We start from the raw sequence: 21,094 nt of genomic DNA on the forward strand, positions 1-21,094 counted from the left end.
ATGGCCCTGAGCCGTCGAAGCGGGCAGCGGCTCCAGGCCTCGATCTGGCCGGGATTCGTCGATGCGATGACGGCATTGTTGCTGGTGCTGATGTTCGTGCTGTCGATCTTCATGATCGTGCAGGTCATGTTGCGGGACACCATTACCGGGCAGGAAACCGAACTGTCGCAACTCAACGCGGAACTTGCCGCGCTGGCCGATGCGCTTGGAATGGAACGCCGCCGCAGTGCGGAGCTGACGGCCGAGATCGGCACCCTGGACAGCGCCCTGACCGAGGCGCGCGCCCGCGCCGAAGAACGCGAGGCGCTGATCGGGTCGTTGCAGTCTCGGGTTGCGGCGCAGGCGGGCGATCTGGACGCCGCGCGCGCCACGATCACCGAGTTCGAGGCGCAGGTCGGCCGACTTCTGGCCGAGCGCGATGCGGCGCGCCGTCAGGGCGCGGCCTTGGAACAGGAGGTCACGGCGCTGCAACAAGCGCGCGCGGCGCTCTTGTCCGAACAAGACCAGTTACAGGCCGCGCTTGCCTTGGTGCGCGAGGAAATCGATACGCAGACCGAGGCCGCCCGCCTTGCCGCTGCCCGGCGCGAGGCGCTTGAGGCGCTGGTGGCCGATCTGCGCGCGCGAAATGACGAGGGCGCGGCCACACTTGCGGCGCTGACAGGCGAGGTCGAGGCGCTGAGATCGGCGTTGTCCGAGGCAGAGGTCGCGCGCCTCGCCGAAGCCGCCGCGGCACAGGCGTTGCGCGACAGGCTGAAAGGGGCGGAGGACGAGTTGACCGCGATGACCTTGTCGCTGGAAAATCAGCGCAAGCGGGCCGAAGAGACATTGACCATGCTGGCTGCCGCCGAGGCAGCGCGCGACGATCTGGACCAAAGGCTTGCCGCGGCGCAGAGTGCGCAAGAGGCGGCCCTGACCCGTGCCGAGGAACGCGCGGCCCTTTTGGCCCAGTCCAACGCGGTACTGGAACGCCAAGAGGCGAAGTCGGCAGAGAGCCAGCGCAAACTCGCGCTCTTGAACCAGCAGCTTGCCGCGTTGCGCACGGAACTGGGCGGTCTTCAGGCGCTCTTGGACGAGGCGGCCGCCCGCGATGCCAAGGCGACAGTGCAGATCGAGTCGCTTGGCCAGCAGTTGAACGCCGCGCTGGCGCGCGTGGCTGCCGAGCAGCGCGCCCGCGCCCAACTGGAAGAGGCAGAGCGCAAACGTCTGGAAGAAGAGGCGCGTCGGCTCGCCGAGGAGGCCCGCAAGCTAGAGACCTATCGTTCCGAATTCTTCGGAGAATTGCGTCGCCTTCTGGCCGGGCGCCAGGGGGTTAGGGTGGTCGGCGACCGTTTTGTCTTTTCCTCGGAAGTTCTGTTCGAACCGGGGAGTGCCGAGCTTGCCCGTGAGGGCGAGGCACAGATCGCCAACGTGGTCGCCATCCTGCGCGACGTGGCCGATGACATCCCGCCCGAGATAGACTGGATCTTGCGGGTGGACGGGCATACCGACAACGTGCCGCTCGCCGCCGGGGCGGATTATGCTGATAACTGGGAACTTAGCCAGGCGCGAGCGCTGTCGGTGGTGCGCTTCATGGTCGATGAGATGGGGTTCTCGCCCCGGCGGCTTGCGGCGGCCGGGTTTGGCGAGTTTCAGCCGGTGGTTGCGGGCGACAATGCGCAGGCACGCGCACAGAACCGCCGGATCGAACTGAAACTGACCGAGCGCTGATCAGCGGACCGTTACAGCCACGGTGATCGTGTCGATGGTCTGTCCCGCGCGGATCAGTGCGATCTTGGCCTCGTAGGCGCCTTTTGGCCATCCGCCTGGCGGATGGCGCTTGCCAAAGGCGCGGTAAATCCGGGCCTGGGTGCGGTCAATCGTCTGCGCATGCTCGGCGAACCGGCCCTCGGGCCCGGTCAGCGTGAATTCAATCCTGTCGCCGGCCTGCGCGCCGAAAAGGTGAACCCAGGCGACCAGCGCGGTGGCCCCGGAGGGCAGCGCGTCAGGCATGGCCGGCCCGGCCTTGACCGCGTCGAAACTGGGCACCTCGGTTGTCAGGCCCGCGCCGATCAGCCCGCTGGCGCGATAATCGGGCGGATTTTGCCAAAGTGTTTCGTCGGGGGCGGAGGGCGTGGTGCATGTCACGGGTGCCCCGGGTTGGAACGGGTCGATGACATTGCCGTCCTGCCGGACCGACAGGTGCACATGGGGAAAGGCGGTGCGCCCGCTCAGCCCGACCCGGCCCAGTACGGTGCCCTTTGCAACGCGCTGGCCGGGCTGCACCGCGACGCTGCCCTCGGCGAGGTGGCAATACTGGGTCTGCCAGCCGGCGCCATGGTCGATCACCACGCCATTGCCACAGTCCATGCCCTCGGGCGGTGCGGTGCGCGGGCCGTTATCCGGCATCCCGTCGCGGATCGCGCGCACCGTGCCCGGGGCCGCGGCCAGCACCGCCACCCCGCGCATCATCTCGGCCTCTGTCGCCAGCGCGAAATCGGTGCCCTTGTGCCCGTCATAGCTGAGCGCGCCACAGGTGAAATCGGCAGCCCCCGGGCCGGGATCGCGGTCAACGTAATTCTGGATGAAGCAGGTATCGCCGGGAATGCAGTCGATGGGCAGACCCAACAAGATATCCCCCCCGGCCGGCGCGGCCGCGAGGGATATCAAGAGGGCCGCGGCCCGCAGTTTCATTCCGCGGTCAGAAGCGGCGGCTTTTTCGTCCCGAGGCGCGGCTTTTCGGGCTCGGAAATGCGCAGGTCGATCTTGCCGTCCCTGACCCCGACCTTGACCAGTCCGCCGCCCGCAAGCTTGCCAAAGAGCAGTTCCTCGGCCAGCGGCTTCTTGATGTGCTCCTGGATGACGCGGCCCAGCGGACGGGCGCCCATCCGGTCGTCATAGCCCTTGTCGGCCAGCCATTCTGCGGCGGGACGGGTCAGTTCGATGCTGACCTGCCGATCCATGAGCTGTGCCTCAAGCTGGAGGACGAATTTCTCGACCACCTGGAGGATGACCTCTTTGGGGAGCGGCGCAAACGAGATGACGGCATCCAGCCTGTTGCGGAACTCGGGCGTGAAGGTGCGTTCGATCGCGGCGGTATCCTCGCCCTCGCGCCGCTCGCGGCCGAAACCGACGGCGGCCTTGGCCTGTTCGGCGGCGCCCGCGTTCGAGGTCATGATCAGGATCACGTTGCGGAAATCCACCGTCCGGCCGTTATGGTCGGTCAGTTTCCCGTGATCCATGACCTGCAACAGGATGTTGTAGACATCCGGGTGCGCCTTTTCGATCTCGTCCAGGAGCAGCACGCAATGGGGGTGCTGATCCACGCCGTCGGTCAACAGGCCCCCCTGGTCAAAGCCGACGTAACCGGGCGGGGCGCCGATCAGGCGGGAAACCGCGTGCTTTTCCATGTATTCGGACATGTCGAAGCGCAGCAGTTCGACGCCAAGCGTGGAGGCCAGTTGTTTTGCCACCTCGGTCTTGCCCACGCCGGTGGGGCCGGCGAACAGGTAGTTGCCGATGGGTTTCTCGGGCTCGCGCAGGCCCGCGCGGGCCAGCTTGATCGCCGAGGCCAGCGCCTCGATTGCCTTGTCCTGGCCAAAGACCACGCGCTTGAGCGAAGTTTCGAGATCCCGGAGCACCTGTGCATCGTCTTTCGAGACATTTTTCGGAGGAATGCGCGCGATCTTTGCGACCACGCCCTCGATCTGGTCGGTGTCAATGGTCCGGGTGCGGTCCTGCTCTGCCAGCAGGTGCTGGGCCGCGCCGGCCTCGTCGATCACGTCGATGGCCTTGTCTGGCAGTTTGCGGTCATGGATATAGCGTGCTGACAGTTCCACCGCGGATCTGATCGCGTCGGATGTGTAACTGACGCTGTGATGCTTTTCGAAATAGGGCTTGAGCCCTTCGAGGATCTTGATGGAATCCTCGACAGTCGGCTCGGTCACGTCGATTTTCTGGAACCGCCGCGACAGGGCGCGATCCTTTTCGAAATGCTGGCGGAATTCCTTGTAGGTCGTCGATCCCATGCAGCGCAGCTTGCCGCCCTGAAGCGCAGGTTTCAGCAGGTTGGAGGCGTCCATCGCGCCCCCCGAGGTCGCCCCGGCACCGATCACGGTGTGGATTTCGTCGATGAACAGGATCGCGTCGGGGTGATCCTCAAGTTCGGTCACAACCGCCTTGAGTCGCTCCTCGAAATCGCCGCGATAGCGCGTTCCGGCCAGAAGTGCCCCCATGTCGAGCGAAAAGATCGTGGTCTTTGACAGCACCTCTGGGGTTTCGCCCTGCACGATCTTGCGCGCCAGCCCCTCGGCAATGGCGGTCTTGCCGACACCGGGATCCCCGACAAGGAGCGGGTTGTTCTTGCGCCGCCGGCACAGCACCTGGATACAGCGTTCGACCTCTTGCGCGCGCCCGATCAGGGGGTCGACATCGCCCTTGGTCGCCTTGGCATTGAGATCGACGCAATATTTCCCGAGTGCGGATTCGCGGGTATCCTCTTCCACCTGCGGATTGCCTTGGGCTTCTTCGTCGAATTCGGGAGCGCCGGTGACCGGACGATGTTCCCCGAAAGAGGGATCCTTGGCGACGCCATGGGCGATGAAGTTCACCGCGTCATAGCGGGTCATGTCCTGTTCCTGGAGGAAATAGGCCGCGTTCGATTCCCTTTCGGCGAAGATCGCGACCAGGACGTTGGCGCCGGTCACCTCGGTGCGGCCGGAACTTTGGACATGGATCGCCGCGCGCTGGATCACGCGCTGAAAGGCGGCGGTCGGTGCGGCCTCTGACCCATCGATATCGGTCACGAGTGTCGAGAGTTCCTCCTCGATGAAATCGGTCAGGGTCTGGCGCAACTGTTCCAGGTCGACCGAACAGGCGCGCATGACTTTGGCGGCGTCAGGCTCGTCGATCAGCGCGAGGAGCAGGTGTTCGAGAGTGGCCAGTTCGTGCCGGCGGGAATTGGCCAGCGCGAGAGCCGCGTGAATGGCTTGCTCGAGAGTGTTCGAAAACGACGGCACCTTGCGTGCTCCTTTCCTCCTTAGCCCGATAACGGTGGCGCGTTCCGAGCATGGTCCTTTGAGTTTAAGTTTTGGTGTTTGTCGCGCCGCTTCAAGTTTTTTCTGTTCAAATCTTCCGGGGCTTTTGAAACTGCCTCGTTTTTCGGCATTGGCGCGGGGCTCAGAACCTGTCCTTGCGGGCGCGGATCTCTGCAAAGACCGCCCAATCGGGGCTGTCGAGCATGCCGAGCGCGGCCTTTATCTCGGGCAGTCCCGCGCGCAGGAAGGGATTGGTCGCCAGTTCCTCGGACAGGCGTACCGGCACGGTGGGGTGTCCCTCGGCACGGGCTGCTTCGATCCGGCCTGCGCGGGATTGCAGGGCGGGATTGTCGGGGTCGATGGTCATCGCGAAACGAGCGTTGGAAAGGCTGTATTCGTGGCCCGAACAGACCAGCGTCTCGGGCGGCAGGGTGGCGAGCCTGGAAAGACTGTTCCACATCGCGGCGGCATCGCCCTCGAACAGCCGCCCGCAGCCCAGGCCCATCAGGCTGTCGCCGGTAAAGACCGCGCCGCTTGAGGCAAAGTGATAGGCGACATGGCCCAGGGTATGGCCGGGCACTTCGATCACGGTGGCCGTTTCACCGTCGATCTGCACCTTGTCGCCCTCGGCCACCGCCAGGTCCAAGGGTGGCAGCCGGTGCGCATCGGCGGCTGCGCCAACGACCCGCGCGCCATGGGCCTCGCGCAGTGTCTCGACGCCCTCGACGTGATCATGATGGTGATGGGTCAGCAGGATATCGCTAAGGTGCCATCCGCGCGCGGTTAGCGCGGCCAGGATCGGCGCGGCCTCTGGGGCGTCGATCACCGCCGTTGCGCCGCTTTGGGCGTCATGCAGCAAGTAGGCGTAATTATCGGCGCGACATGGCAGGGTGACGAGTTCAAGGGGCATGGCTTTCTCGCTTTTGTCTTCGTATCCTCGGGCGCGGAAACCTTGGCCCGGGGCAAGGCGCGCGACAATGCATCTCGATGTTCTCGACTTGAGAAACTTCTACTACCGTACCAATCTGGGGCGCGTGGCGCAGCGGGCAATTCGCGATCGCGTGGTTGACCTGTGGCCCGAGGCCAAGGGCCAGACTGTGGTGGGGTTCGGGTTCGCGGTTCCGCTGTTGCGACCCTTTCTTGCCGATGCCCGGCGCGTGATCGGACTGATGCCGGGGCAACAGGGGGTCATGCCCTGGCCCGCGGGGCAGGCCAATGTCTCGGTTTTGTGTGAGGAAACGTCGTGGCCGCTGCAAGACGGCTTCGTGGACAAGCTGGTTTTGCTGCACGGGCTCGAGACCAGCGAGAATCCCTCGGCCGTGCTGGCGGAATCGGCGCGCGTGCTGGGGCCGGGGGGACGGGCGCTGTTCATCGTGCCGAACCGGTCGGGGCTATGGGCGCGGCGGGACGGGACTCCTTTCGGCTTCGGGCGCCCCTACAGCCCCGGTCAGCTTGAGGCACAGTTGCGTGCGCATGGTTTCGAGCCCCAGAGAAACCTGGCCGCGCTGTTCGCACCGCCGACCGACAGGCGATTCTGGTTGCGCAGCGCGGGGATGTGGGAAAACGCGGGTCGGCGCATGTCTGCCCATTTCGCGGGCGGTGTGCTGCTGGTCGAGGCAACCAAGCGGCCCTATCGCCCCACGGGTGTGGTGGTTCGCGATGGGATGCCGCGTCCGTTGCGGGTGTTGGACGCACTGCCGCAGCCAGGGGCCGAACCCGCCTGAGACCCACGCTGGCAAGGGTTTGATCCGCCCTTTTGACGGCCGGGCCGCGGTTCGGCGCCGACGCGTCGTGGCGTCGCCTCGCCGGACCGGTGCAGCCCGTGTCACACTAGCTCGCAGAATGGTGTTCTAGGCGGTTGCGAGGTGCCCCTTGCTCTGCTACACCCACGCCGATTTCGGAGCGTGCCCGTCCGGGTGCGCCGCTTGATCTGCCCCGTTTTTTTGTCGGGGCTTCAGACATCGGAAGGGTTGACGTGTCCGAACCAGCATCGATTTCGTCCGGCATCGCCCAGCGCTATGCCACCGCCTTGTTCGAGATTGCCAAGGAAGCCAAAGCCCTCGCCGCGCTTGAGAACGACGTTGCCTTGCTCGACGCCGCGCTCGCCGAAAGCGAGGATTTTCGTGTTCTCATCTCGTCGCCGGTCTATTCGCGCGAGGCGCAGGGCAAGGCGATTACCTCGCTTGCACCAAGGATCGGCCTTGGCGCGACGACGGCGAACACGCTGGGCCTCATGGCTACCAAGCGCCGCCTCTTCGTGCTTCCTCAGCTTGTCGCCGCGCTGCGTATGCTGATCGCCGAGGAAAAGGGCGAGATCACCGCCGAGGTCGTTTCTGCCAGCCCCCTGAGCGAGGCCCAGAAACAGAAACTTGCCGCCGCGCTGAAGGTCAGCGCCGGCAAGGATGTCAAGATCAACGCCGCCGTGGACGAAAGCCTGATCGGCGGCCTGATTGTCAAACTGGGCTCGAAGATGATCGACACCTCGATCCGCGCGCGGCTCAATGCACTCCAGAACACCATGAAAGAGGTCGGATAAATGGGTATCCAAGCAGCTGAGATCTCTGCGATCCTCAAGGAGCAGATCAAGAACTTCGGCCAGGAGGCCGAGGTTGCAGAGGTGGGCCGCGTCCTGTCGGTCGGTGACGGTATCGCCCGTGTTCACGGCCTCGACAACGTGCAGGCCGGCGAGATGGTCGAATTCCCGGGCGGTATCATGGGTATGGCGCTGAACCTGGAAATCGACAACGTCGGTATCGTGATCTTCGGCTCTGACCGGGACATCAAGGAAGGCGACACCGTCAAGCGCACGAACTCGATCGTGGACGTTCCATGTGGCGAGGCGCTGCTTGGTCGCGTGGTCGACGGCCTTGGCAACCCGCTGGACAACAAGGGCCCGATCGCCACGACCGAGCGCCGGGTTGCGGACGTCAAGGCGCCGGGCATCATCCCGCGCAAATCGGTGCATGAACCGATGGCCACCGGCATCAAGTCCGTCGACGCCATGATCCCGATCGGCCGTGGTCAGCGCGAACTGGTTATCGGTGACCGTCAGACCGGCAAGACCGCCGTCGCGCTGGACACCATCCTGAACCAGAAAGTCTATAACGAGGCCGCTGGCGACGACGAAAGCAAGAAACTTTACTGCATCTACGTTGCGGTGGGGCAGAAACGTTCGACCGTCGCCCAGCTTGTGAAGAAGCTGGAAGAGACCGGCGCGATGGCCTATTCGATCGTGGTCGCCGCCACCGCGTCGGACCCCGCGCCGATGCAGTTCCTGGCCCCCTATTCGGCGACGGCCATGGCCGAATACTTCCGCGACAACGGCCGCCATGCACTGATCATCTACGATGACCTGTCCAAGCAGGCCGTCGCCTATCGCCAGATGTCGCTGCTTCTGCGCCGCCCGCCGGGGCGCGAGGCCTACCCGGGCGACGTGTTCTACCTGCATTCCCGTCTGCTGGAACGTTCGGCCAAGATGAACGAGGATCACGGCGCCGGGTCGCTGACTGCCCTGCCGATCATCGAGACCCAGGCTGGTGACGTGTCGGCCTATATTCCGACCAACGTGATCTCGATCACAGACGGGCAGATCTTCCTTGAAACCGACCTGTTCTACCAGGGCATCCGCCCGGCCGTGAATACCGGCCTTTCGGTGTCGCGCGTGGGCTCTGCGGCGCAGACCGACGCGATGAAATCGGTGGCCGGCAAGGTCAAGCTGGAACTGGCGCAGTATCGCGAGATGGCGGCCTTTGCGCAGTTCGGCTCCGACCTCGACGCGGCGACGCAGAAACTTCTGAACCGTGGCGCGCGCCTGACCGAACTGATGAAGCAGCCGCAATATTCGCCGCTGACCAACGCGGAAATCGTCTGCGTCATCTTTGCCGGCACGCAAGGTTATCTCGACAAGGTCGCGGTCAAGGATGTCACCCGCTACGAGGCTGATCTTTTGACCTTCCTGCGCACGCAAAAGCAGGACTTGCTGGACGATATCACCAACAACGACCGCAAGGTGAAGGGCGAGCTGGAGGAAAAGATCCGCGCCGCGCTTGACGAATTCTCCAAGAACTTCGCCTGAGCCGGAAGCGGGATCGGATAGATGCCAAGCCTCAAGGACCTCAAAACCCGGATCGGAAGCGTCAAGAACACGCGAAAGATCACGAAGGCCATGCAGATGGTCGCGGCGGCCAAGCTCCGCCGTGCCCAGGAAGCTGCTGAAAATGCCCGGCCCTATGCCGAGCGTATGGAAAAGGTGATGTCGGGGCTCGCCGCCTCGGCCACCGGCGCGGCGAACGCGCCCAGGCTGTTGATCGGCTCGGGCTCGGACAAGGTGCACCTGCTGGTCGTGATGACCGCCGAGCGGGGGCTTTGCGGCGGCTTCAACTCGTCGATCGTCAAGCTGGCGCGCACCCGCATCAACGAGCTCAGGGCCGCGGGCAAGACGATCAAGATCCTGACCGTTGGCAAGAAGGGCCGCGAGCAGCTCAAGCGCGAATTCGGCGATCTGTTCATCGGTCATGTGGATCTGAGCGAGGTCAAGCGGCTTGGCTATTCCAACGCGCAAGAGATATCGCGGGACATCATTGGCCGTTTTGATGCGGGCGAGTACGATGTCGCGACGATCTTTTACAGCCGCTTCCAGACGGTGATCAGCCAGATCCCGACCGCACAGCAGATCATCCCCGCCGTCTTTGACGAAAGCAAGGCCGAGGAAGCGGGCGCGCTATACGATTACGAGCCCACCGAGGGCGAGATCCTGGCCGAACTGCTTCCCCGCGGTGTTGCGACCCAGATCTTTACCGCGCTCCTTGAAAATGGCGCCTCCGAGCAGGGCGCGCGCATGTCCGCGATGGATAGCGCGACCCGCAATGCCGGCGACATGATCAACAGGCTGACGATCGAGTATAACCGTTCGCGGCAGGCCGCGATCACCAAGGAACTCATCGAAATCATTTCGGGCGCCGAGGCGCTCTAGAGGAACCGGAGAAACGACATGGCAAATGCTGTAGGCAAAATCACTCAGGTGATCGGCGCCGTCGTCGACGTTCAGTTCGACGATCAACTGCCCGAGATCCTGAACGCCCTGGAAACCGAGAATAACGGCAAGCGCCTCGTGCTTGAGGTCGCTCAGCACCTGGGCGAGTCCACCGTTCGCACCATCGCCATGGACGCCACCGAGGGTCTTGTGCGCGGCGCCAAGGTGACGGATACGGGCCGCCCGATCTCGGTTCCGGTTGGCGATGCCACGCTTGGGCGCATCATGAACGTGATCGGCGAGCCGATCGACGAAAAGGGTCCGGTCTCGGCGACCGAAACCCGCGCGATTCACCAGCCCGCCCCCGATTTCGCGGCGCAGGCGACCGAGTCCGAAATCCTGGTCACCGGCATCAAGGTCATCGACCTTCTGGCTCCCTATTCCAAGGGCGGCAAGATCGGCCTGTTCGGTGGCGCCGGCGTGGGCAAGACGGTTCTGATCATGGAGCTGATCAACAACATCGCCAAGGTTCACTCTGGCTATTCGGTGTTTGCCGGCGTGGGTGAACGTACCCGCGAGGGCAACGACCTCTACCACGAGATGATCGAGTCGAACGTCATCAAGCCCGATAACCTTGGCGAAAGCCAAGTGGCCTTGGTCTACGGCCAGATGAACGAGCCTCCGGGGGCCCGTGCGCGCGTCGCCCTGACCGGCCTGACGCTTGCAGAACAGTTCCGTGACCAGTCCGGCACCGACGTTCTGTTCTTTGTCGACAACATCTTCCGCTTTACCCAGGCGGGTTCCGAGGTGTCGGCGCTTCTGGGTCGTATTCCTTCGGCCGTGGGCTACCAGCCGACGCTGGCCACCGACATGGGCGCGATGCAGGAACGCATCACCTCGACCAAGCAGGGCTCGATCACCTCGATCCAGGCTGTTTACGTGCCCGCGGACGACCTGACCGACCCCGCACCCGCGACCACCTTTGCCCACCTCGATGCAACGACCGTGTTGTCGCGCGCGATCTCGGAACTGGGTATCTACCCGGCCGTGGACCCGCTCGACTCGTCGTCCCGGATTCTCGATCCCGCGATCGTCGGCGAAGAGCATTACCAGGTTGCCCGCGACGTGCAGGGCATCCTGCAACGCTACAAGTCGCTTCAGGACATCATCGCGATCCTCGGCATGGATGAACTGAGCGAGGAGGACAAGCTGACCGTGTCGCGCGCCCGCAAGATCCAGCGCTTCCTGTCGCAGCCCTTCGACGTGGCCAAGGTGTTCACCGGTTCGGACGGCATCCAGGTGCCGCTTGAAAAGACCATCGCCTCGTTCAAGGCCGTGGTCGCCGGCGAATACGATCACCTGCCCGAGGCCGCCTTCTACATGGTTGGCGACATCGAGGAAGTGATCGCCAAGGCCGAGAAAATGGCGGCCGAGGCTGCCTGATCAGGCTGACGGCGCCGGACGGGTTCCGCCCGGCGCCCCCCGTTCCAAGGAGGCATTATGGCCGACACGATGCAATTCGACCTGGTGGCGCCAGAGCGCCGCGTTGCCTCGGAACAGGCGACACAGGTCGTCATTCCGGGCTTCGAGGGTGATCTCACCGCCATGCCCGATCACGCCCCTCTGATCACCACCCTGCGACCCGGTGTGCTGGAAGTGTTCACCGCGAAGGGTAGCCAGAAATATATCGTTACCGGCGGCTTTGCCGAGATCACTGCCGATAGTGCCACGGTTCTGGCCGAGCGTTCGCACCCCGTCGAGGAAGTAACGCAAGCCATGATCGACGAGATGGTGGCCGAGGCCCGCAAGGCCCATGAAATCGCGCATCCCGATGTTGTCGACGCCTCGGCCAAGATGCTGGCCGACATGGTGGCGATGGGTACACATGTCGGGTTCGAGCCGCAGGGCTGATCGCGCAACACGCCAAACCGGACCAGAGGGGCCTCGCGCTGCGCGGGGCCCCTCGCTGTTTTAACGTTGCCGTAATTTCGCCGGGATTATCTGGCACCCAAGGGCCGGAAAGGGGCGTAGCGATGAAGAAAATCGAGGGCAGGCTGCTTGGAATTGACCAAGGCAGCGTGCTGATGTTCTCGGATTTTGAAACTGGCGGGATCATGTGGACCGGTACAGGCCCACGTGTAAGCCGCCGGAAAATTGCATTCAGCGAGGCCTATGGCGTGCCGCCCGCGGTCTGGGTCGGTATATCGATGTGGGATCTCGATCAGAAAACCAATCAACGCGCCGATATACAGGCCGAACGGATCACCTGCGAGGGGTTCGAACTTGTGTTTCGGACCTGGGCCGATACGCGTGTTGCACGCATCCGGGCAGACTGGATAGCGATGGGGCCGGTGACCGGCCCCGATGACTGGCAACTTTACTGATGGATCACGCCGGTGCGTAGAGACCCTCGTAAATCGGGGCAAGCGTCGCATGTTCGAACAACGATGACACCGAGGTTCCCTGCCAGATATTCATGATCGCCTGCGCGAATAGAGGGGCGGTCGGAACGATGCGGATATTCTGCGCGGCCTGCACATCGGGGCTGGCATGTATCGAATCCGTGACCACCACGGTTTTCAGTTGCGAATTGGTGATCCGCTCGACCGCCGGGCCAGAGAATACACCGTGACTGATATAGGCATGCACCTCGCGCGCGCCCTTTTCCATCAGCTTGTCGGCGGCCTTGCACAGGGTGCCGGCGGTATCGCATAGATCGTCCACGATCAGGCAGATCTGGTCCTCGACATCGCCGATCACGGTCATCTCGGCAACTTCGCCGGGCCGGACCCTGCGTTTGTCGACGATGGCCAGCCCGGATTCGATGCGCTGCGCCAGTTCGCGCGCACGGGCCACGCCGCCGACATCGGGCGAGATGACGGTGATCTGGTCCATGCGGCCCTTGAAATTATGTTCGATATCGAGGGCAAAAATGGGGGCTGCATAAAGGTTGTCCACGGGGATATCGAAAAAACCCTGGATCTGGGCGGCGTGCAGGTCCATCGTCAGCACCCTCTCGATTCCGGCCTCGGTCAGCAGGTTCGCGACCAGCTTGGCGCTGATCGGCGTGCGTGCCTTGGAACGGCGGTCTTGGCGTGCATAGCCGAAATAGGGAATGACGGCCGTGATGCGGGCCGCCGATGACCGGCGCAGCGCGTCGGCCATGATCATGAGTTCCATCAAGTTGTCATTGGCCGGGTTCGAGGTCGGCTGGATCACGAACATGTCCTCGCCGCGCACGTTTTCGAAAACCTCGACAAAGATTTCCTGGTCGTTGAACCGTTCGACACGCGCATCGACCAGCTTGACCGCGACGCCGCGATGCATCGACATCCGTCGCGCGATGGCATTGGCAAGCGGACGGTTCGCGTTGCCCGAAATGAGCTTCGGTTCATGGATATTGTGCATGGCAGATGTTCCCGGGAGCGGCGGATTCGTAACGGGGCTGTGACGATGACAGCGCTTATCACCCGGTTTCGGTCTTGAAAACCTCGATCCGGCAAAGGTGGGGCGGTATGGGCGATAACGGCGTTTTTTTCCGACCGAAGCCCCGCTTCGTAGCAGGCAACGGCCCCGGTCGACGGGTGTTCGTCGGCCGGGATACAAGATGGGGTTGATATTGCCTTGTTTTTATCCGCGGCGCTGGTGGCGTCCGCGGGCGGATCAGGCGACTTTTTCGAGATGCCCGTCAGGCTGCACGCCCAGCGCGTGACAAATATCGCGGGTCAGGTGCGGCTTGTTCAGCGTGTAGAAATGGAAATCGCGCACACCGCCCTCCATCAATTGGCTGCACAGTTCCGTCGCCATCGCCTGGCCCAACATCTCCTCGCGCCCGTCGCGGCGTGCCGTTTCAAAGGCTTGATCGACCCAGCCCGGGATATGCGCGCCGCAACGTTCGGCAAAGCGGCGCACGCCGCCCCATTTTTCGATCGGCAGGATGCCGGGTATGATCTTCGAGCCGTCGATCCCCTCGGCCTCGCACTCGTCGCGAAAGCGGAAAAAGGTATCGGCCTCGAAAAAGAACTGCGTGATCGCCGAGGATGCGCCGGCCTCGAATTTGCGTTTCAGCCATCGCACATCGGCGCCGGGCGCTTTCGCCTCGGGGTGCGGGTCGGGATAGGCGCCGACGCGGAGCTTGAACTTACCTGTCTCAGCCAGCGCAGCCACCAGTTCGCAAGAATTGGCAAACCCGTCGGGATGGGGGGTGAACTGTCCCTGGCCCTTGGGCGGATCGCCCCTGAGCGCCACGATCTCTGTCACGCCCGCCTTGGCATAGGCGGCGGCGATTTCCATCGTTTCGTCCCGGCTTGCCGCAACGCAGGTCAGGTGCGCGGCCACGTTAAGGCCGTAATGCGTGTGAATCGTTTCTACCGCCTCGTGGGTCAGTTGCCGCGTGGTCCCGCCGGCGCCATAGGTTACCGACACGAAACCCGGTTTCAGGGGCGCAAGCGCCTGGACTGTTTCCCAAAGGCGGAAACTGGCCTCAAGAGATTGCGGCGGGAAGAACTCGAAAGAGACGCGGGGGGCGGACATGGCGGGCGCTCCGATCAGACACGGCATTTCGATGCTTGTCGCATGGTGCAATCTGTGAAACAAATTCATAATTCTCAAGATGAATATGAAGATCGCGACAATATGCATCTGGAACTGCGCCACCTTCGCACGATCAAGGCCATACATGATGCGGGCGGGCTGGCCCGCGCTGCGGATCGGTTGAACATCACCCAATCGGCGCTGTCGCACCAGGTGAAAGGCCTCGAAGACCAGGTCGGGATGGAACTGTTCGTGCGCCGGACCAAGCCGCTGCGATTATCGCCCGCCGGGCTAAGGCTGCTGCGCGTTGCCGAGAGGGTGCTGCCCGAGATCGCCATGCTGCAAGAGGAGTTCGAGGGTCTGAAATCGGGCAAGTCGGGTCGGCTGCATATCGCGCTGGAATGCCACGCCTGTTTCGACTGGCTCTTGCCGGTGCTGGAGCTGTTTCGCAAGGCATGGCCCGAGGTCGATGTCGATATCCGCCCCGGCCTGTCCTTCGAGGCGCTGCCCGCGCTTGCGCGCGAGGAGGTCGACCTGGTCATCTCCTCCGATCCCGAGGACATTCCCGGTATCGGCTTTGCCCCGCTGTTCGACTATGCCCCGGTCTTTGTCTGCGCGGCGGGTCACCCGCTGGCCGAAAAAACCTTTGTCGAGGCCGAGGATTTTCGGGGCGAGACGCTGATCGCCTACCCGGTGGAGCGAGCGCGGCTTGACGTTTTTACGGGCCTGCTGGGCCCTGCGCGCGTCGAGCCGCTGGCGGTTCGTCCGGTTGAACTGACCGCGGTGATCCTGATGCTGGTGGCCTCGGGGCGTGGGGTAACGGTGCTGCCCGACTGGGTTGTGCGCGAGGTGCGCGCGGGTGGCGATCTTGCAATCCGTCCGCTGACCGAGCGCGGGCTGACCCGCCGCATCCATGCCGCCACCCGCGAAGAGGATGCGGCCAAGCCCTACATGGCCCATTTCATCCGCCTCGCGCGAAGCGAGCCGGTCAAATTGCAGCGAACCGGCTGAGTGGCATTTCCGCGCCGGATTCGTGCCGGCACCGCCCAGAAAAGCCTCGTGGCCTGCGCCTACCTCTTGGCAGCGCGGTCTACCCCGTGTATGGCGCCCCCAAGCCAAGGAGAACCCGGATGCAAGGCAGCGCCAATCTCAACATCATGATCAAGGCCGCGCGCAAGGCGGGGCGGAGCCTGGTAAAGGATTTCCGCGAGGTCGAAAACCTTCAGGTCTCGATGAAGGGGGCGGGCGATTTCGTCAGTCGCGCCGATATGGCCGCCGAAAAGATCATCCGCGAGGAATTGCGCACAGCCCGCCCGACCTATGGTTGGCTGGGCGAGGAAACCGGCGAAGAGGCGGGCGAAGATCCGACGCGCCGCTGGATCGTCGATCCGCTGGATGGCACCACCAATTTCCTGCACGGTCTGCCGCACTGGGCGGTGTCGATCGCGCTGGAACACAAGGGCGAGGTCGTCGCGGGCGTGATCTTCGACGCGGCCAAGGACGAGATGTTCTACGCCGAAAAAGGCGCGGGCGCGTGGATGAACGAAAGTCGCCTGCGCGTTTCGGGTCGCGGCCGCATGATCGAATGCATCTTTGCTACCGGGGTGCCCTTCGGCCATAAAAAGACACTGCCCGCCACGATGCAGGATCTTGCACGTCTCATGCCGGTCTGTGCGGGCGTGCGGCGCTGGGGGTCGGCGGCCCTTGATCTGGCTTATGTCGCGGCGGGCCGCTACGATGGTTACTGGGAACGGGAACTGAATGCGTGGGATATCGCCGCGGGCCTGATCCTCGTGCGCGAGGCTGGCGGTTTCGTTGGCCCAGTGCGCGAGGGGCACCAGCCGCTTGACCATGGCGATGTTCTGGCCGCCAACGCCACCATCCATGACGAGTTCGTCCGCATCCTCCGCAAGGAGTGAGTATTAGTGGCGGTCGCAGGGGTGATTGACCCCGTCTGACCATGGCACCGAGTCCAGTTCACGGGGGTTGACGCCCTCCAGCGCGCCTAGGTTGATGGCATATTCGTTCGGATCGGTGCGGCGGCGGTGGTGGGTGTAGATGCCGCAGATCGGACAGAAATGGTGTTCGGCGGTCATCGTGCCGAATTGGTAAAGTGCGACGCGATCCGCCCCTTTGACGATCCGCAGCGCGTCTAGCGGTACGCCAGCCATGACAGCGCCGCGCCGCCGGCAAAACGAACAGTCACAGCGGCGCGCGTTTTCCAGCGCCCCCTCGGGCAGGTCCACTTCGATCTCGATGGCACCGCAATGGCAGGTCAGGCGACGGGTCATCGGCGCCTGCGGACAGTTGGGATCGTGGTCGTGCGATAGCTGACCTCTGGATGGGGCGGCTGACCATGGGTGCGCGCCCAATAGGCCGCTCCGCCCCGCCGTCGCCAGAGCGGCAGTGCCAGAAGCAGCCCCGCGGCGAACCCGCCCGAATGCGCCCAGTAGGCGATGCCGTCCTCGGCCCCGGTCGTGCCGGCCCCCGCCAGGAGTTGCAGCCCGAACCATGCACCCAGCATGAGCCAGGCGGGTATCGGGATCACCTTGAAGAATACAAGGAAGACGAACAGGATATCGACTCGCGCCTTGGGGAACATCAAGAGATACCCCCCCATCACGCCGGCGATCGCACCCGAGGCCCCGACCATGGGAACCATCGACAGCGGGTCAGCGAGGTATTGGCCAAGGCCCGCGGCAATCCCGCATGCCAGGTAGAACAGCGCAAAACCCGCATGGCCCATCTCGTCTTCGAGATTGTCGCCAAAGATCCATAAGAACAGCATGTTTCCGCCCAGGTGCAACAGCCCCCCATGCAGGAACATCGAGGTCACGACGCCCCCCGCCTGATAGCCCTCCGTGATCGCCGCGGGCACCAGCCCCCAGCGCGTGAAAAAGAGATCTACTTCTTGCGGGTCGGAAAAGAGCGGCCAATAGGACAAGAACACCGCCACGTTGATCGCGATTAGCGCATAGGTAACGTAAGGTGTCCGGTTCGAGGGGTTGTGATCGCGTAGCGGAAACATGGCCTCAACGCTAGCCGGTCCCCGCCCTTGGTCAAGCGGAACCGACCGCTGCCAGCAGCGCCGCATTCCCGCCCGAGGCGGTTGTGTCGATGCACAGGTGCCGCTCGGCCCGGACATGGGCGGTGTCGGGCTGGCCGGTGATCAGCGGAAGGATCGGCCCCGGCCGCCGGGCCAGCGCCCGCTCATAGGCCCGGGCCCTGTCCGCGTCGCCCCACCACAGAACCCCGCCCAGGGGGCGCAGCGTTTCCAGCGCCTCAGGCTCCAGCGCGCCGCCGGCCTCTACCGCCGCCCCGCCCTGGGCGCGAACCGCGTGCGCCTGCGCCGCAGCAGCCCCCGCACCGGGGCCAAGGCACAGGATCGGCGGGCGGGGCAGGGTGGTCAGCCGGTTGGATTCGCCCGTGGGACCGGGCAACGCCTGCGTCTCCGGCCCGCGGGCGGGCGTGGCCGCGGCCAGCGCCAGGGTCAGCCCCGCAGCGGTTGCCGTGCCCTCTGGCCCTTCGTTCACCGGTGCGGCGGGGCGCGCGGTGAAGCGGGCCAGGTAGTGCGGCCCGCCCGCCTTGGGGCCGGTGCCCGACAGACCCTCGCCGCCGAAGGGCTGGCTGCCCACGATGGCGCCGATCTGGTTGCGGTTGACATAGAGATTGCCGACCTGCAGCCGCTCGGCCAAGTGCTGTACCCGGTCGTCGATCCGGCTGTGCAGCCCGAAGGTCAGGCCGTAGCCGCTGGCATTGATCGCGTCGGTCACCGCGTCGATCTCTTCGGCGCGGAAGGTGGCGACATGCAGCACCGGGCCGAAAATCTCGCGCTCCAGGTCCGCGATGCTGTCCACGCGGATCAGGGTGGGGGACAGGAAATGGCCCGGCGCCGGCGCATCGGCCTGCCACAGAACGCGCCCCTCGGCGCGGGCCCGGGCGATATAGGCGGTGAAATCCTTTTGCGCCGCGGCCTCGATCAGTGGACCGACATCGGTGGACAACTCCCATGGATCGCCCATCCGCAGCTCGGCCATCGCGCCTTGCAGCATCGTCAGGAACGGCCCGGCGATGTCCTCCTGCACGTAGAGGCAGCGCAGCGCCGAACAGCGTTGCCCGGCGGACTGGAAGCTGGAGGTCAGAATGTCGGCCACCGCCTGTTCGGGCAGGGCGGTGGAATCCACGATCATGGCGTTCAGCCCGCCGGTCTCTGCGATCAGCGGGGTGCCGGGCGCCATATGCTCGGCCATTGCCGCGCGGATCAGCCGCGCGGTCTCGGTCGAGCCGGTGAAGGCTACGCCGCCCACCCGCGCGTCCGAGGTCAGCTGCGCCCCCACCGTCGCGCCGTCACCGGGCAGCAATTGCAGGCAGTCGCGCGGCACACCCGCCCGGTGCAGCAGGCTCACCGCCAGATGCGCGATCAGCGGGGTCTGCTCGGCCGGTTTGGCCAGCACACCGTTGCCAGCGGCCAGCGCGGCCGCGATCTGGCCGGTGAAGATCGCCAGCGGGAAGTTCCAGGGGGAAATGCAGGTGAACAGGCCGCGCGGGGGGGCCTCCGCACCTTCGCCCTCATTGGCGTAGAAGCGCAGGAAATCCACCGCCTCGCGCAATTCGCCCACCGCGTCGGGCAGGCCCTTGCCAGCCTCGCGTGCCAGCAGCGCGAAGATCTCGCCGAAGTTTTCCTCGTAGAGGTCGGCGGCGCGGCGCAGCACCGCGGCACGCTCTTTGGCCGGGGCGTCCCATGCCGCCGCGGCGGCCAGGGCCGTGTCGACATCGGCCGCCGAGGCCGGGCGGAGCGTGCCCACGATGTCCGCCGGATCGGCGGGATTGATCACGTCGCAGGCGGGGCCGGGCGCGGGCGTGCCCGCGATCAGCGGCCCGGCCGCCCAGCGGGCCTGGCGATGGGGGGCGCGGGCGGCCTCGATCTCGGCCAGATCGGGGGCGTGGGCCAGATCCCAGCCGCGGGAATTGCGCCGGTCCGGGCCAAACAGGGCGGGCGCGCGGGCGATGGCCGGGTGTTCGGGGGTGTCGAGATGCGCCTCCACCTGCGACAGGGGATCGGCGGCGACGGTCTCGGGCGCGACGCTTTCATCCACGATCTGGTTGACGAAGGACGAGTTGGCGCCGTTTTCCAGTAGCCGCCGCACCAGATAGGCCAGCAGGTCGCGATGCGCCCCCACCGGCGCATAGATCCGGCAGCGGCTGCCCGCGTGGCGGTCCATCACCAGATCGTACAGCGACTCGCCCATCCCGTGCAGGCGCTGGAATTCAAAGGCATCGCGGTCGGCGCCCATCGCCAGGATTGCCGCGACCGTATGCGCATTGTGGGTGGCAAATTGCGGATAGATCCGGTCGGTCATCCCCAGCATCTTGCGCGCATTGGCGATATAGCTGACGTCGGTCGCCGCCTTGCGGGTAAAGACCGGGAAGCCGTCGATACCGGCGACCTGGGCGCGCTTGATCTCGGTGTCCCAATAGGCGCCCTTGACCAGCCGCACCATCAGCCGCCGGTCGTGTTGTTCCGCCAGCGCGTGCAGCCAGTCCAGCACCAGCCCGGCGCGCTGCCCATAGGCCTGCACCACCACGCCGAAGCCGTCCCAGCCCGCCAGTCGGGGATCGGCCAGCACCGTCTCGATCACGTCCAGCGACAGGGCCAGGCGGTCGGCCTCTTCGGCGTCGATGTTCAGCCCCATATGCGCCTCGCGCGCCTGCAGCGCCAGTTGCAGCAGGCGCGGGGCCAGTTCCGCCATCACCCGGTCGCGCTGGGCGACCTCGTAGCGGGGGTGCAGCGCCGACAGCTTGACCGAGATGCCCGGATTGGCGCGCACATCGCCCGAGGTGGCGGTCCCGGCGATCCGCCCGATCGCGCGGCTGTAGGCGTCCAGATAGCGGCGCGCATCCGCATCGGTGCGCGCGGCCTCGCCCAGCATGTCGTAGGAATACGTGTAGCCTTTGGCCTCCATCCCCGCGGCGCGGTCCATCGCGGCGCCGATGTCTTCGCCCAGCACGAATTGCCGGCCCATCTCGCGCATCGCGCGGCCCACGGCGGTGCGGATCACCGGCTCGCCCAGCCGTTTCACCGCGCCGCGCAGGGTGGCCGCCAGACCCGGCTCGGGCCTGTCCAGGACCCGGCCGGTCAGCATCAGCGCCCAGGTGGAGGCATTGACCAGCGGCGAGGCCGACTTGCCCAGATGCCGGCCCCAGTCGCTGGGGGCGATCTTGTCCTCGATCAGGGCATCCATGGTTTCGGCATCGGGCACCCGCAGCAGCGCCTCGGCCAGGCACATCAGGGCGATGCCCTCCTCGGTCGACAGCCCGTATTCGGCCAGGAACACCTCCATCAGCCCGGGCCGGTCCTTGTCGCGGATCGCGCGGACCAGGGCCGCGGCCTCGGCACTGATCGCGGCGCGGTCCTCTTGGGACAACGCGCAATCGGCCAACAGCCCGGCCAGCAACGGGCCTTCGGACGAATAGGTGGACTGGTCGATGCGGGCGCGCAGCGCGGCAAGCGTGTCGGTCATGGTATGTCCTCTGGATTTGATCCAGTATACCGCCATATACCTAGCCTTTTCGTCCA

Annotated in this window: 18 protein-coding genes; 10 read left to right on the forward strand and 8 right to left on the reverse strand. The window is 65.0% G+C overall.

Annotated elements, in window-relative coordinates; translation table 11 throughout:
* The gene (locus EV663_RS01605) at positions 1–1,707 is read left to right on the forward strand and encodes a peptidoglycan -binding protein (RefSeq protein ID WP_132950006.1); all 1,707 of its coding nucleotides are present in this window, start codon (positions 1–3) and stop codon (positions 1,705–1,707) included.
* On the opposite strand, the gene EV663_RS01610 is transcribed toward EV663_RS01605, so the two are convergent.
* The 3 genes from EV663_RS01610 to gloB all read right to left on the reverse strand — a co-directional run bounded on the left by EV663_RS01610 (position 1,708) and on the right by gloB (position 5,922).
* Positions 1,708–2,670 carry a M23 family metallopeptidase gene (locus EV663_RS01610; RefSeq protein WP_132950007.1) on the reverse strand — a complete coding sequence of 321 codons (963 nt, stop codon included), beginning with the start codon at positions 2,668–2,670 and terminating at the stop codon, positions 1,708–1,710.
* A complete protein-coding gene (clpA, locus tag EV663_RS01615; RefSeq protein WP_132950008.1) occupies positions 2,667–4,994 on the reverse strand; it encodes an ATP-dependent Clp protease ATP-binding subunit ClpA in 2,328 nt (775 codons plus the stop codon). The genes EV663_RS01610 and clpA overlap by 4 nt, the downstream gene beginning before the upstream one ends.
* Positions 4,995–5,154: 160 nt before the next feature.
* Positions 5,155–5,922, reverse strand: a complete 768-nt coding sequence (gloB, locus tag EV663_RS01620) for a hydroxyacylglutathione hydrolase (protein ID WP_132950009.1) — start codon at positions 5,920–5,922, stop codon at positions 5,155–5,157.
* Positions 5,923–5,989: 67 nt separating this feature from the next.
* Between gloB and EV663_RS01625 the strand changes: the two genes are divergently transcribed.
* From EV663_RS01625 to EV663_RS01655, 7 genes are all read left to right on the forward strand, one after another.
* The gene (locus tag EV663_RS01625) at positions 5,990–6,736 is read left to right on the forward strand and encodes a class I SAM-dependent methyltransferase (RefSeq protein ID WP_132950010.1); all 747 of its coding nucleotides are present in this window, start codon (positions 5,990–5,992) and stop codon (positions 6,734–6,736) included.
* Between the two features lie 251 nt (positions 6,737–6,987).
* Positions 6,988–7,548: a F0F1 ATP synthase subunit delta gene (locus tag EV663_RS01630; RefSeq protein ID WP_132950011.1), complete on the forward strand. Its 561-nt coding sequence runs from the start codon at positions 6,988–6,990 to the stop codon at positions 7,546–7,548.
* Positions 7,549–9,087 carry a F0F1 ATP synthase subunit alpha gene (atpA, locus tag EV663_RS01635; RefSeq protein ID WP_132950012.1) on the forward strand — a complete coding sequence of 513 codons (1,539 nt, stop codon included), beginning with the start codon at positions 7,549–7,551 and terminating at the stop codon, positions 9,085–9,087.
* A 21-nt stretch (positions 9,088–9,108) separates the two neighbouring features.
* Positions 9,109–9,984, forward strand: coding sequence for a F0F1 ATP synthase subunit gamma (locus EV663_RS01640; protein ID WP_132950013.1), 876 nt, complete (start codon positions 9,109–9,111; stop codon positions 9,982–9,984).
* 18 nt (positions 9,985–10,002) lie between these two features.
* A complete protein-coding gene (gene atpD / locus EV663_RS01645) occupies positions 10,003–11,427 on the forward strand; it encodes a F0F1 ATP synthase subunit beta (protein ID WP_132950014.1) in 1,425 nt (474 codons plus the stop codon).
* A 57-nt stretch (positions 11,428–11,484) separates the two neighbouring features.
* Positions 11,485–11,895 carry a F0F1 ATP synthase subunit epsilon gene (locus EV663_RS01650; RefSeq protein ID WP_132950015.1) on the forward strand — a complete coding sequence of 137 codons (411 nt, stop codon included), beginning with the start codon at positions 11,485–11,487 and terminating at the stop codon, positions 11,893–11,895.
* Between the two features lie 122 nt (positions 11,896–12,017).
* Positions 12,018–12,368, forward strand: a complete 351-nt coding sequence (locus EV663_RS01655) for an H-type lectin domain-containing protein (protein ID WP_132950016.1) — start codon at positions 12,018–12,020, stop codon at positions 12,366–12,368.
* Positions 12,369–12,372: 4 nt separating this feature from the next.
* On the opposite strand, the gene EV663_RS01660 is transcribed toward EV663_RS01655, so the two are convergent.
* Both EV663_RS01660 and metF read right to left on the reverse strand, forming a co-directional pair.
* The gene (locus EV663_RS01660; protein WP_132950017.1) at positions 12,373–13,392 is read right to left on the reverse strand and encodes a ribose-phosphate pyrophosphokinase; all 1,020 of its coding nucleotides are present in this window, start codon (positions 13,390–13,392) and stop codon (positions 12,373–12,375) included.
* Between the two features lie 255 nt (positions 13,393–13,647).
* A complete protein-coding gene (gene metF / locus EV663_RS01665; RefSeq protein ID WP_132950018.1) occupies positions 13,648–14,517 on the reverse strand; it encodes a methylenetetrahydrofolate reductase [NAD(P)H] in 870 nt (289 codons plus the stop codon).
* Between the two features lie 102 nt (positions 14,518–14,619).
* On the opposite strand from metF, the gene EV663_RS01670 reads away from it, so the two are divergent.
* Together EV663_RS01670 and EV663_RS01675 are read left to right on the forward strand one after the other, a co-directional pair.
* Entirely contained in the window at positions 14,620–15,528 is a 909-nt protein-coding gene (locus EV663_RS01670; RefSeq protein WP_132950019.1) for a LysR family transcriptional regulator, read from the forward strand.
* 119 nt (positions 15,529–15,647) lie between these two features.
* Positions 15,648–16,436 (forward strand): inositol monophosphatase family protein, encoded by a 789-nt coding sequence (locus EV663_RS01675; RefSeq protein ID WP_132950020.1) that lies wholly within the window; start codon positions 15,648–15,650, stop codon positions 16,434–16,436.
* Between the two features lie 3 nt (positions 16,437–16,439).
* Here the strand turns inward: EV663_RS01675 and EV663_RS01680 are convergent, their stop codons facing one another.
* Genes EV663_RS01680 through putA form a run of 3 tightly spaced genes read right to left on the reverse strand, consistent with a single transcriptional unit; the run spans position 16,440 to position 21,038 of the window.
* Positions 16,440–16,808 carry a GFA family protein gene (locus EV663_RS01680; protein WP_132950021.1) on the reverse strand — a complete coding sequence of 123 codons (369 nt, stop codon included), beginning with the start codon at positions 16,806–16,808 and terminating at the stop codon, positions 16,440–16,442.
* Complete coding sequence (locus EV663_RS01685; protein ID WP_132950022.1) at positions 16,805–17,545, reverse strand: rhomboid family intramembrane serine protease; 741 nt, start codon at positions 17,543–17,545, stop codon at positions 16,805–16,807. Before EV663_RS01685 ends, EV663_RS01680 begins: the two co-directional genes overlap by 4 nt.
* 31 nt (positions 17,546–17,576) lie before the next feature.
* Positions 17,577–21,038, reverse strand: coding sequence for a bifunctional proline dehydrogenase/L-glutamate gamma-semialdehyde dehydrogenase PutA (gene putA, locus EV663_RS01690; RefSeq protein ID WP_132950023.1), 3,462 nt, complete (start codon positions 21,036–21,038; stop codon positions 17,577–17,579).
* Between the last annotated feature and the right edge of the window lie 56 nt (positions 21,039–21,094).

This window comes from Rhodovulum bhavnagarense, from assembly GCF_004343505.1.
Taxonomy (GTDB): domain Bacteria; phylum Pseudomonadota; class Alphaproteobacteria; order Rhodobacterales; family Rhodobacteraceae; genus Rhodovulum; species Rhodovulum bhavnagarense.